The following is a 12,277-nucleotide window of genomic DNA, read 5'->3' on the forward strand; positions in this document are numbered from 1 at the left end:
CTGATGAAGAACAGATTAACAGCTAGCAAAATAGGACTGGTGCTGCTATGCGCCGCAGTCATGTCGGCATGCAGTGCAAAAGCTGCTACGCCATCTGATACAAGTAACAACGCGGGTACATCAGTTGCGGCCGTGCAGAGCAGTTCCTCTGCCGCTGTGCAGCTGGCAAGTGTAAAGGCGGCAGATCTTGTGACTTGGGAGGAAGAGGATGCTGTAACCGCCTGGACGGCAGCGGATTCGACCGCTATAACTCTGGCTGGCACTGCTGCTGTGGTAGACGGTGCAGGCGCCACAGCGCAAGAAGGCACAGTAACCATTACGGAAGCAGGCACTTATGTGCTTAGCGGCACACTGAGTGACGGCCAGATTATCGTAGATGAGCAGGCTAAAGGGACCGTAAGGCTGGTGCTGAATGGCGCTCACCTGACGGACAGCGATAATGCTCCGCTCTACATCAAGGAAGCCGGTAAAGTGGTCATCACCTTGCAGGAAGGGACGGATAACAGTGTGACAGATGGAACTGCGTACGTATTCGCAGACGGGGCTGAGGATGAGCCAAGCGCGGCGGTCTTCAGCAAAGCAGACCTGACGATTAACGGCACCGGCAAGCTGACGGTAACCGGCAACTATAACGATGGCATCACCGGCAAGGATGATCTGAAAATCATGTCCGGCACCATCGAAGTGCAGGCAGCAGATGACGGTATTGTCGGCAAAGACATGATTGCCATTCAGGACGGCAATCTAACGATTCAAGCAGAAGGCGACGGTATCAAATCAACGAATGACAAGGATGCCGCCAAGGGCTTCATCGCTATTGCCGCCGGAACCTTCGACATTACGGCCGGTAATGACGGGCTTCAAGCGGAGACCGCTGCTGTCATCGACGGCGGCACGTATACACTGGTGACTGGCGGCGGCTATGTGAATGCCGCAGTGAAGACCGGCGATCAGGGAGGGCCGGGAATGGGCGGCGGCTTCGGCCAGCGTCCGGAGGGTGGAGCCTTCGCTGCTCCCGGGGAAGAAGGGGGTACGCCGCCTGCGATGGATGCTGCGCCGGCGGCTGACCAGCCCCAAACAGCGGAGAGTGGCCCCGCAGCCGTGGCGCAGTCAGACACCGCTTCAGCGGCACAGACGGACGCCGCATCAGCGGCGGAGACAGAATCCGTCAGCGCCAAAGGGATTAAGGCAGGCGGCGACCTGACGGTGAACGGCGGAAGCTTCACAGTGGATGCCGCAGATGATGCGCTGCACAGCAACAGCAGTATCTCTGTAACGGATGGGGAATTCCAGATCGCTACAGGGGATGACGGGATTCACGCCGATGCTCTGGTCTCGATATCGGGCGGCACCGTCAATATTACGCGGAGCTATGAAGGGATAGAAGGGGCGGACATCACCATATCCGGCGGTGAGATCCATGTGACAGCCACAGACGATGGCGTCAATGTGGCCGGAGGCAACGATACTAATACGGCAGCAGGAACGCAGGCTCAGGATTCGTTCAGCAGCACCGGCAGCAACCTGCTGACCATCAGCGGCGGCACCTTGATTGTAGATGCCGCAGGCGATGGCCTGGACTCCAACGGCTCGGTGACTATGACCGGAGGCACCGTTATTGTGAATGGCCCCGAGAACTCCGGCAACGGAGCCTTGGATTATGACGGTGCCTTCAACATCACAGGCGGATTCCTGGTAGCCGCAGGCGCTTCCGGCATGGCACAGGCTCCAGGCGAGGACTCCGGCCAGTATTCGGTAAGTGTAGAGTTCGCAGCTACTCAACAGGCCGGAACGATGGTTCACCTGGAAGACGCTGATGGTAATGCCATTCTGACCTTTGCTCCGGCGAAGAGCTTCCAGACCGTAGTGGTCAGCGCTCCAGAGCTTACGGACGGCTCTTATACCGTCTATACCGGAGGCAGCTCTACTGAAACAGCTGCGGATGGACTGTATACCGGCGGGACGTACAGCGGGGGCAGCAAATTCGTTGCTTTTGACATCACCAGTACAGTGACATGGGTGAATGCATCGGGTGTAACCACAGGCGGCAGCGGTATGGGCGGGCCGGGAGGCTTCGGCGGCGGCAGAGGCAACAGAGCCGGAGGGGGAACAGGAGGAACGCCGCCTGCGGACGCGGGCACCACGAAGCCGGCCGATGCAGGCACTACAGCTCCAGACAGTGCAGGTACAAGCACGAATTAAGCGGTCCAGCAGAGCAGAGACTATCCATTAGCGGATAGTCTCTGTTTTGGTACAAGAACGATTGTAATCATCGGCTACATGAAGTCGAAATAGTAGCGGATCACATGGAAGAATACCGGTGCGGTGTAGGCAAGACTGTCTACGCGGCTCAGATAGCTTTGCTTAAGGGCAGCGAATTTGTCATCGTCCCCGATCAGCAGATCCCGCTTCAGGACGGAGACTGTCAGGCTGCCGAAGAAGCCGCTGAGACTGATCAGCATACCGGAGAGATAGCCAAAGGCCGGATTCAGCGGTGTAAGATGAGAATAGATCAGGTAAGAGACGGCTGTTGTCACCGCGAACGCGCAGACGAAGCCCTCCCAGGTCAGATGGGGATTTGCGGTCGGGACGATCCGGTGCTTGCCGATGTAGAGCGAGGCCAGATAATGCACGGCATCATTGAGCTGGGTCAGCACCACCAGGAATAGAACCAGCCCTGCGCCGTATTCCGGCGTGGCGAACTGGAAATAGGCCAGATGGCTAAGCCCGAAGACCATCAGCATCAGTCCCCACTGCACCGCGCTGACACCGCGCAGGAAGCCGAGCGTCCCCTTGTTAATCAGCCGGGGAATCGGCAGCAGCAGGAACACATAGACTGGAATGAAGATAATGAACATCCCGTACCATTCGATGTAGATCCAGTAGAATTGCAGCGGAATGGACAGATAAGCCCAGAGGAACAGCCTGCGGTCAGCTTTTCGGGTGCGGATCATGGAGAAGTATTCCTTGAGGGCGAAGAAGCTCAGAACCATCAGGGACAGCAGGGACACGACAGAATTGGACAGGGTAGCCAGGCAGAAGATGAACAGCATGCCCCACCAGGTTCGGATACGGAAGCCTATTCCGGTATAATCTTTGTCCTTTTGTAATTTGCTGACTACAAGATACAGCACATGGATCACCGATAGAGCTGCAAAGATCAGAACTAGTGTGAATAAAGAACGGTTCAATACAATCACCAACTTGTCTCGGGTATCATTTCAATATAGGAATTTTATGCTAAAATAGACAGAGCGTCCAGCTTATTATGAAGCAAAACAACCGACTTGATAAGGGGAAATATTGTAAATGTCAGCAGATCCATCGGTGTACATCATGCTCACCAATACGGGAACGCTGTTCACGAAGCTCATTCAGGGCTATACCAAAGCGCCGTATAACCATGCGTCGATCTCGTTTAACCGGGAGCTCTCAGAGCTATATAGCTTTGGAAGGAAGCATCCGGCCAATCCGCTGAACGGCGGGTTCGTGAAGGAGGATATCCGCACAGGCACCTACAGCAAATACCCGGAGACGACCTGCGTCATCTACGAGCTTCAGGTCACGGACCGTGAGGTTGAGAAAATGAAGCGGGTGCTCCAGGTCTTCATCCGCAGCCGCCAGAAGTATCTCTACAATATCCTCGGTGTCATCGGCATTGCACTGAAGGAGCCGGTGGAGTTCAGCAACTCCTATTTCTGCTCACAGTTCGTTGCCGAGATTCTGGAGCGCTCCGGCATTAAGCTGTGGAACAAGCTGCCTGCGCTCGTCACCCCGGATGACTTCCGGCAGAGCGACCGGCTGCATCTGGTCTATTACGGCAAGCTGAGCGAATACACGCCCTCCAGCCAGTAGAGAAGCCCTCGTTCCCTGTAGGGAAAGGGGGCTTCTCTTCAAATATAACGGAATGCGAAGAAGAGGAGAGTGAAGGAATGGTTCATGCCAAGGATGTGCTTGCCAATCAATTGCTGGCCGGGGCCAACGACCCCAGCTGGCATCTTCCCTATATGCAGGCTGTGGAGAACGTGACCGAGGAGGAAGCGTTCTGGAAGCCCGGTGAAGGAGTCAGCAGCATAGCTGAGCTTACCCAGCATTTGCTGTACTGGAATGAAGCCTGGCAGAGCCGGTACCGCGAGGGGCATATGGACGCTGTGCCTCCGGTTAAGGATAATAACCTCAGCTTCAGGCTTCCGGCAGATATTGCGTTCAGTGAGCTGCGCGGAAGGCTGCTGCAGACGCTCTTGAACTGGCAGAGCCTGCTGTCTGAGGAAGGGCTGGAGGAGCAGGTGAACGGGTTCCCGGTACCGGCTGTATGGTGGGAGATCATCAGCAATGCGGCAACTCATAATGCCTATCATATAGGTCAAATGGTGTTGATCCACAAGCTGTACGTCCCGGCCAGGCCACAAGCATAAGCCCCTTCCAGGGCAGGCATTGGCTGTGCAGGAGACCGCTATGAGGCATGGCTCAAGCAGACTGGCCGGGATTCTCCCGCCGGTCTCTTTGTCATACGTACAGTGAGGGCCGCAGCATAGATCTGCTTGTGCAGAATAGCTTAATCTGTAATGAAATGGAGCATGTGATATTCTTGAAATATAAGGATTTATACGTTGCACACGATAACTTATCCTTCTATTTCTCGCTGAAACGGTGCCATCCCTAAAAGGATGGCAAAGTCGTTTCCACTTGGCATAGGGTCTACTGAAGGGAAAAGAGAGGGATTCATATCATGATTGAGAACATCATCAGAGGTCTGGAAGCAAGATATGCCTGCCGGCTGGAACGGCTGACAGGGGGATATACGAATCTAACCTATCTGATGGCGGGGGCCGAGCCGCCGCTTGTAGCCAAAATAACAAATCTGTCCAATAAAGATACGCTCAATGAGGTTCATGTAATGCGGCTGGTGCAGGGAAGCTGTGATACCCCGGTGGTGCATGAGGTGACAGAGATGGACGGGAAGCGCATCATCATCATGGACTGCATGCAGGGCGGGAACGCCCAGTCCGTTCTGGATGCCAGGGACTGGACAAGAGCCGAGCGGATCTACAGCAGAATGGGGCAGCTGCTGGCTGCCCAGATTCATTCCCGCCCTTATCAGCCGCAAGAGACAGAGATCCGGCTCAGCAACAGGTCTGCACTGAGTCAGGTGGTTCAGAAGCTGGAATTCGTTCCCGCCGCTCTCGGCAGACAGTCGCTTCACTTTCTGTCTGCGGCGGAGGCCGGGGAGCTTCCGTGGGTCCTGACCCATGGCGATTACGGAGTACATAATCTGCTCTGTGAAGCCGATGATCTGCTGCATGTGCTGGACTGGGAATGGGCGGAATGGGGCAGCCCGCTGAATGATGTAGCCTGGGTCTGCTGGTTCACGAAGCACCATTATCCCGTACAATCCGTGCTGCTCAATACTGCCTTCATGCAGGGCTATCTGTCTGTTAACCCGTTATCCTTCACGCCGCAGCAGATGAAGGCGGCGAGTCTGTACAGGGTATGGAATATCCTGCACCGCCTGCAGATCGCGCCCAAGGAGGTGCAGCGTGAATGGGTCAGACGTCTGAAATGGACACTTGGTGAGGACTTCGCAGAGCTGCACGGAATCAGCTAAAGAAGCGGCTTCTCCCGGATGCCTGTATTCTGTAGCCTGGAGCACCTGAGGCGGCCGAGCTGCTCAGTCCTCCGGCACCACGACCTGAATGTGGCGCGGAATGGTGCTTAAGCGGATCGGCAGCGGCGGACCTTGCTCGCCGTCCACATTCGTCTGTACCGGCTCGGTGGAGCGGACGGAGACCTCCTTGGCTGTAAAGTAGATGACATCCTTATGATTCCGCAGATTGCCGAGCAGCAGGGAGATGCTGACCGTAACGGAATTCAGCAGGTGCAGGTCCTTGACGATGAAGCAATGGAGCAGGCCGTCATCTACGGCGGCAGCAGGGGCAAGCTTCTCGAAGCCGCCCACGGAATTCGTCAGTGCAGCAATGAACAGCGGGGAGGAGCCTTCCCAGATCTCACCGTCGTGAGTAATCGTCAGGGTATGTGCAGTATTGCTGGCCAGCTCCTTAATGCCCTCTTTTAGATAAGCAAGGAACCCGAGCCGGCTCTTGTCTTCGGAGCTAACTGAGGAGAGGGAGCCTGCCAGAGAGCCTGCGGCCACCACATTGACGAACAGCCGGTCATTCAGCCGGCCCATATCGACTCTTCGGGTCCGGGGCGAGGCCAGGCTCTGAATTGCCTCTTCAGGAACAAGCGGAATCTGTAGCGCGCGGGCAAAATCATTGACGGTGCCCATTGGCACAATGCCAAGTGTAGGGCGGTGCTGCTGATCTGTGAGGCCGTTCATCGTCTCGTGGAGCGTTCCGTCTCCGCCAATGGCAACCACCAGATCATAGCACTCGGCGCAGGCCTGGAGGCAGAAGGCGGTTGCATCTCCTTCCCCTGCGGTCTCCTGGACGGTAACCTGATACCCTGCGCCTTGCAGCACCTCTTCCGCTGCTCTAATATAATCCCGCGCCTCTGCCTTGCCGGACGAAGGGTTCATGATGACCATGGCCTGCTGCATACTGCACTCCTCTCTCTTGTAACCGGATTAATATCCATTAACCAACTAAGTATAGCGTTTGAATCAAAAGCGCCAAAGGGCGCATTGTCCCTTTGGCGCTGAACGACATATGCCGCAGCAGGCAGCAGCTATCTTCCTTCAATCCGCCGCCCATAAGATTCGGCGTAAGCCGCACTGCGGAACTTAAGAATCGGATCATCCGAGAGGAGCATACCAGTTGTAAGGATCGTAGGGTCCATGAGCAGATATGTCGGATCGGGGTAGATCTCTGAAATATGCAGCCGCCCGAGATCGATTCTGCGGCGGTCCTCCGGCCAGGCACGGGTAGGATCATCCGTAGCATCGCCTTCCTCTCCAAGAACAGCGACCAGTTGGAAGATAGCCGGCTCATCCTTGAAGCGCAGCTCCAGCTCATCCTCCAGATAGCGGTCCGGCTGCTGCGCAGCCTCTTCCAGTGTCAGTGTGCGCACGCCCGTCTCGGGAACCCACTCGAACCGGACAGGCTGCTGCCTGCCTTCTGCATTGACCAGCACATAAGCATGTATGCAGTAGTAATGACATTCGGCGTAGCTGGCAGGCGGCTTGAGCCGGCGCACCGCGAGCAGAGCCTCTTTGCTCTCGCTGAAGTGGCTGACAATTTCCTTCATCAGCTCAATCGGTCCGAGTGTCCCGGTCCGCAGCCGGTGGGCCATCTGTATAATGTCGATGAAGGACTCCGGGGTCCGCGCAAAAAAGACAGGCACGGTCACTCCAACCAGATTCGTAACCCCGCCATCCGGGAGGATGAACTGGACAGCCATCCCCTTGGCAGGGGATAGCAGGTCCGCAAGTGCCGGATCAGTCGAGCTGCCCGAGAAGCGGATGATGGCATTCACCTGCTGCTCCTGAAGGTGCTCCGCCTCCGTGAACTCCTTCCCCAGTCCGCTCGGCCGGAAGAAGCCGCGGCAGCAGACTCCCGCCGCATGGGCGCGGCGGTATCCGGGATGGACACCGGACAGGTTCTCGATCGCGTCTACTGCCTCGGCGGCAAGCGCTGGATGCTCCCTGGTGTCTGCGGCAGACTGGCTGCTGCTGTGCTCCGATTCCGATTCATTCATGTCCTCATTCACTCCTCCACGATGATTTATAACATATACAAGCTATTTTCTAATTATTACCACTTTTACTGCTCATTCAAACCGCTTCTCGTAGACATCCACCTGGTTACCATGGTTATCGGTAGCACTTCTGATCCGGCCATATCCGTTCAGAGTCCAAAACAGCTCACCGGCCTTATTCTCGAGCTGGACAGCCAGTCTGACGGCTTGTGTACCCTGTTGCTGGAATTTTCTCTCCAGTTCATGCACAGCAGCATTCCCTAACCCTTGCCGGCTATATTGCCGGTGAATCACAAGGAGGCCAATCCAGGGATAGTGATCCGGGCCGTAGTCTGGGAGATAAGTGAGTAGGCCGGCGACGCGATCACGGAACTTGATGTACAGCATTTTCTCACCCATGGCGAGGTTCTTACGGTTCTCTTCTTGCAGCTCCAGCGGTTCGAGGTATGACTTATGCTCCACCATCAGATTGAATTCAGGCTGTGAGTTCAGGATGGAGGCTTGTATCTCAAGACTCTCCTGAGACAGCGGGTCGGTAACAGCTTCTAACTGAATCATAATAATCCCACCTTATTATTAAATAATTATCTAATTAGATATTAATTTAATAACTGAGTTTAATCAAGTTATATGTTAAACTTAGACAGACTTATCCCTATAAACATGCTTAAGCAGGAATGGAGAAATGAAATCATGAATGAATTGCCAAATTGCCCGCAGTGCAGCTCTGTGTACACCTATGAGGACGGAGCGCTTCTGGTCTGCCCGGAATGCGGACATGAGTGGTCTTTGGATGCAGGAAGTGTAAGCGGTGAAGAAGAGAAGGTAGTTAAGGATGCTAACGGAAATGTACTGGCTGACGGGGACACCGTAACGGTGATTAAGGATCTCAAGGTCAAAGGCAGCTCGTCCGTTCTGAAGATAGGCACCAAGGTGAAGAATATCCGGCTGGTGGATGGTGACCATGATATCGATTGCAAAATCGACGGGTTCGGCGCAATGAAGCTGAAATCGGAGTTTGTGCGCAAGGCATAGCATGAAGTGGGTGCGGAAGAGATGGAAATAAGGCACTTATTTCTGGCGGAATGGAGTCATATGAAGAAGCAGTTGGAAAAAGTACACCTGATTCACCGAATCTTATAGACTCGGCTGCGTTTGGTCAGATTAAGTGCCTTTTTTCCAACTGTCACTCCTGAATGGGGCATTTGCTTAACAGCAAGTGTAGAAAAACCAACTGTTACATGGTTTGCCTAATCTCTCCCCCGTTATAGAATTCGCCGCGCGGTAACAAACCGCTGCTTCCACTTACTGCTGAAATCCTCAATATGTACACCCTGCTCCTTAGAGTAGGTATGCAGGATCCGGTTATTTCCGGCATAGATGGCTACATGTCCGATGTCTAGACCTCTGGCGGTGAAGAATAGCAGATCTCCGGTGCGCAGCTCGCCCACGCCAACTTTCCGGCCTTCCTGTGCCTGATCGTAAGAGACGCGGGGAAGCTCAATCCCGAGAGTATCCCCGAACACACGCTTCACAAAAGAAGAACAGTCGAACGTATCCGTCTGGTCAGGAGAAGCGCCGAATTCATAAGGGGTATTCAGGTATTTTTTACCTGAGGCGATCAGGGCTTCCCCCTGCTTCTGCAGCAGGGAAGGGCTTCTGTAATCCGTGAATTTCGGCTTGGAAGATACATATCCTCTCACATGATCTGCGGTCCGCACCTCCAGCCAGAGGGCATCAATCTCACGGATGACATGAACCTTGCTTCCGGCGGGCAGCAGGCCTAAGCTAGTGGCGCTGCTCCCGGCATCCGGGGTGCTGCGCAGGTTGACCCCCCAGGTGACCGAGGTCTCATAGGCAGCCGCCGAGGAGATAAGGACGGAGCCCGAAGCCGGCTCCCAGCTCACCTCGCTGCCCAGGGCTTCACTGACGAAGCGCAGGGGAATCATACTGTAGCCTTGCGACAGTTGTCCCGGTACAGCCAGCTGGGCGGTCTTCCCGTTCAGCAGAGCTGTGGACGAGCCTAAGGTATAGGTGAGTGCAGTGCCGCCTTTGACGGCAGTTACCGTCTTGCTTGCATTGTCCCAGGAGAGCTCGGCCCCTTGGGCTTCGAACAGCCCACGCATAGGAACCAGTACAGTCCCGCTGATGTTGAGCGGCTGAGTCTCCGGCTGGAGCTGCTGTCCGTCCAGGTAGATGGAGATGGGCTGGGGTGAAGGGGCTGCATCTGCATGGACGCGCTCTGGCAATAACAGGGCCAGTCCAAGCAGAGACAGCAGCATAGTCGTTCTTGTTGTCATGGATTCATCACCTTATGGATAGATTTAACTCTCTCCAGTTAGACGCGATTGGTGTGAATTGGTTTTGTGCCAATTGTTGGCAGGAGCATGGAGATAGGATGTATCCTCAGCTCAAATAAAATACCTTCTGCTGCAAGAGATCGAGGGCCCGCTCGGTCTCTTTGCGTTCCTCAGCGCTCAGGGCGGCAATACGCTGCTCGAACCGGACAGCGATCTGTCCGAAGGCCTCATTCATCAACGCCTCGCCTGCGGCGGAGAGTGTAATGCCCTGCCTGCGGCGGTCAGCGGGGTCGGTGACGCGGGTACATAGCCCTTTTTCGCTGAGCTTCTTCAGCTCCCGGCTCGTATTGGGCATCGACATGTTCATGCAGTCGCTGATCTCGCTGAGCGTAACGGGCTGGCTGACGGCGATGTATTCAACAATCTTATATTGCAGCGGCGTTAAGCCGTCCGAATTGACATCTTTGGAAATATCGTTCGTTATTTGATGGACGGCGGCAGTGAAGGCTATGAATTTCTGGAATAGATGGTTGTTGTCCATAAGATCACCTCAGAGGTCACGATACCAGAATAATTATCAAAAAACAATTATCATTTGACAAGTAATTTGCGGCTGTGCTATGTTTTTGTTATCAAATGACAACTAAAGGGGAATACCACTGATGAATACACTTGTGATCTACACCCATCCGAACCATAAGAGCCTGAGCTACGCCTTCCTGGAGGAAGTGCTGCGCGGCAGCAAGGAGAATGCGAAGATTACGGAAGTCAAGGTGCTTGATCTGTATGAGGCCGGATTCGATCCGGTCCTGGTGTTCAATGAGAATCGGCGCAGACGGGATATGTACCGGGAACCGGAGCTGGCAGAGTACAGGGAGCAGCTGCTGTGGGCCGATCAGATCGTCCTAGTCTATCCGATCTGGTGGGGACGCCCGCCAGCGATGCTGATGGGCTACATCGACCGGATGTTTGCATCGGGCTTCGCCTACCGGGATAAGGGCGGACTTTTGCCGGAGGGGCTGCTCAAGGGGAAGAGCGTGATCTGCATCTCCAGCATGAAGGGGCCGACCCACTACCCGCTGCTGTGGCTGGGGAACTCGCATAAGATACTGATGCGCAAAGCCCTGTTCAACTACGTGGGCATCCGTAAGGTGAAGTTCTTCGAATTCGGTAACATGGAGAGCAAGAAGGGGAAACATAGCAAGAAGCTGGAGCAGATCTACCGCTATTTCAAGACAGTGGGGTGAATCTTGAACAATCTATTTGACATCCGGCCAACTTGTAACTACAATGGTTACATGAGTGATGATTACCGATGTCAACGAGAGCTTATAGCTGAGATTGAAATACAAGAACCCAAATGGAGGAATATGAGATGACAATCGCATTAACAGGAGCAACAGGCAAATTTGGTTCCATCGTAGCAGAGACTCTGCTGAAGACCGTACCCGCTGGGAATATTGTAGCCAGTGTCAGAAACCCGGAGAAGGCAGAAGCCCTGAAGGCGCGCGGGGTCGATGTCCGTCATGGTGATTTCGATCAGCCGGAGACGCTGGACACCGCCTTTGCCGGAGTGGAGCGCCTGCTGATCGTCTCGGCTGACGGCGACAACGACACCCGTATCCGCCAGCATAAGGCAGCTGTAGACGCAGCTGTCCGTGCAGGTGTAGGCTTCATCGTCTACACCAGTGTAGGCGATGCCGATAACAGCTCCCTGTTCCTGGCACCGGTACACCGTGCCACAGAAGAGTTCATCCGTGAATCCGGCATTCCGTATGCTTTCCTGCGCAACAACTGGTACCTGGAGAACGAAGTCGGCTCCATTCAGGCCGTGAAGGCCGGCGCTCCATGGCTGACCTCTGCCGAAGACGGCAAGGTAGGCTGGGCTACGCGCAGTGATTATGCTGAAGCGGCGGCTGCTGTTCTGGCTGGAGAGAGCCGTGAGAGTGTCATCTACGAATTGTCCGGTACTCCGCTTACCCAGGCAGAGCTGGCAGCAGTGGTCGGCGAGGTTCTGGGCCAGGAGGTTGCTGTGCAGCAGGTGGATGACACCGCCTATGCGAAGATTATGGCAGGTGCAGGCGTGCCGGAAGCGGCGCTGCCAATCGTCGTTGCCATTCAGGCAGCCATCCGTGATGGCGCACTGAATATCGAGAGCGGTGACCTCGTGAAGCTGCTGAACCGTCCGCTTACCCCGCTTAGTGAAGGCGTACGCGCGTTGCTGGGTTAATCAGCGTTCTGCTGGCAGGTTATATCATTACAAGAGGCTGCCCGTTCCGGTGCTTTATACCGGCGGGCAGCTTTTTTTTTGCGGGATGGTGATC

The 12,277-nt window shown here is 55.0% G+C and carries 13 protein-coding genes; 7 read left to right on the top strand and 6 right to left on the bottom strand.

The window, feature by feature from the left end; genetic code table 11:
* Positions 1 to 3 precede the first annotated feature (3 nt).
* Positions 4 to 2,202: a carbohydrate-binding domain-containing protein gene (locus MHH78_RS03835; RefSeq protein WP_341166640.1), complete on the top strand. Its 2,199-nt coding sequence runs from the start codon at positions 4 to 6 to the stop codon at positions 2,200 to 2,202.
* A gap of 74 nt (positions 2,203 to 2,276) precedes the next feature.
* Here the strand turns inward: MHH78_RS03835 and MHH78_RS03840 are convergent, their stop codons facing one another.
* Positions 2,277 to 3,191, bottom strand: coding sequence for a phosphatidate cytidylyltransferase (locus tag MHH78_RS03840; protein WP_036722812.1), 915 nt, complete (start codon positions 3,189 to 3,191; stop codon positions 2,277 to 2,279).
* A 118-nt stretch (positions 3,192 to 3,309) separates the two neighbouring features.
* On the opposite strand from MHH78_RS03840, the gene MHH78_RS03845 reads away from it, so the two are divergent.
* From MHH78_RS03845 to MHH78_RS03855, 3 genes are all read left to right on the top strand, one after another.
* Positions 3,310 to 3,855, top strand: coding sequence for a hypothetical protein (locus tag MHH78_RS03845; RefSeq protein ID WP_076081353.1), 546 nt, complete (start codon positions 3,310 to 3,312; stop codon positions 3,853 to 3,855).
* Between the two features lie 77 nt (positions 3,856 to 3,932).
* On the top strand, positions 3,933 to 4,415 hold the full coding sequence (locus MHH78_RS03850) for a DinB family protein (RefSeq protein WP_341166641.1): 483 nt from the start codon (positions 3,933 to 3,935) through the stop codon (positions 4,413 to 4,415).
* Positions 4,416 to 4,729: 314 nt separating this feature from the next.
* The gene (locus MHH78_RS03855) at positions 4,730 to 5,605 is read left to right on the top strand and encodes a phosphotransferase family protein (RefSeq protein WP_341166642.1); all 876 of its coding nucleotides are present in this window, start codon (positions 4,730 to 4,732) and stop codon (positions 5,603 to 5,605) included.
* Positions 5,606 to 5,668: 63 nt separating this feature from the next.
* On the opposite strand, the gene MHH78_RS03860 is transcribed toward MHH78_RS03855, so the two are convergent.
* The 3 genes from MHH78_RS03860 to MHH78_RS03870 all read right to left on the bottom strand — a co-directional run bounded on the left by MHH78_RS03860 (position 5,669) and on the right by MHH78_RS03870 (position 8,211).
* Entirely contained in the window at positions 5,669 to 6,556 is an 888-nt protein-coding gene (locus tag MHH78_RS03860) for a diacylglycerol/lipid kinase family protein (RefSeq protein ID WP_076081359.1), read from the bottom strand.
* 128 nt (positions 6,557 to 6,684) lie between these two features.
* Positions 6,685 to 7,653, bottom strand: a complete 969-nt coding sequence (locus tag MHH78_RS03865; protein ID WP_341166643.1) for a catalase family peroxidase — start codon at positions 7,651 to 7,653, stop codon at positions 6,685 to 6,687.
* A 72-nt stretch (positions 7,654 to 7,725) separates the two neighbouring features.
* Entirely contained in the window at positions 7,726 to 8,211 is a 486-nt protein-coding gene (locus MHH78_RS03870) for a GNAT family N-acetyltransferase (RefSeq protein WP_341166644.1), read from the bottom strand.
* Positions 8,212 to 8,346: 135 nt separating this feature from the next.
* Here MHH78_RS03870 and MHH78_RS03875 point away from each other — a divergent pair, with 135 nt between their 5' ends.
* On the top strand, positions 8,347 to 8,688 hold the full coding sequence (locus tag MHH78_RS03875; RefSeq protein WP_341166645.1) for a zinc ribbon domain-containing protein YjdM: 342 nt from the start codon (positions 8,347 to 8,349) through the stop codon (positions 8,686 to 8,688).
* Positions 8,689 to 8,918: 230 nt separating this feature from the next.
* Here MHH78_RS03875 and MHH78_RS03880 read toward each other — a convergent pair whose 3' ends face one another.
* Together MHH78_RS03880 and MHH78_RS03885 are read right to left on the bottom strand one after the other, a co-directional pair.
* On the bottom strand, positions 8,919 to 9,953 hold the full coding sequence (locus MHH78_RS03880) for a C40 family peptidase (RefSeq protein WP_341166646.1): 1,035 nt from the start codon (positions 9,951 to 9,953) through the stop codon (positions 8,919 to 8,921).
* Between the two features lie 106 nt (positions 9,954 to 10,059).
* Positions 10,060 to 10,494 (bottom strand): MarR family winged helix-turn-helix transcriptional regulator, encoded by a 435-nt coding sequence (locus MHH78_RS03885; RefSeq protein WP_341166647.1) that lies wholly within the window; start codon positions 10,492 to 10,494, stop codon positions 10,060 to 10,062.
* Positions 10,495 to 10,615: 121 nt separating this feature from the next.
* Between MHH78_RS03885 and MHH78_RS03890 the strand changes: the two genes are divergently transcribed.
* Together MHH78_RS03890 and MHH78_RS03895 are read left to right on the top strand one after the other, a co-directional pair.
* Positions 10,616 to 11,200 (top strand): NAD(P)H-dependent oxidoreductase, encoded by a 585-nt coding sequence (locus MHH78_RS03890; RefSeq protein WP_036722791.1) that lies wholly within the window; start codon positions 10,616 to 10,618, stop codon positions 11,198 to 11,200.
* A gap of 128 nt (positions 11,201 to 11,328) precedes the next feature.
* Positions 11,329 to 12,183, top strand: coding sequence for an SDR family oxidoreductase (locus MHH78_RS03895; protein WP_036722790.1), 855 nt, complete (start codon positions 11,329 to 11,331; stop codon positions 12,181 to 12,183).
* The last annotated feature ends 94 nt before the right edge of the window (positions 12,184 to 12,277 follow it).

This window comes from Paenibacillus sp. FSL H3-0333 (assembly GCF_038002805.1).
GTDB classification, from domain to species: Bacteria; Bacillota; Bacilli; order Paenibacillales; family Paenibacillaceae; genus Paenibacillus_AQ; species Paenibacillus_AQ silagei.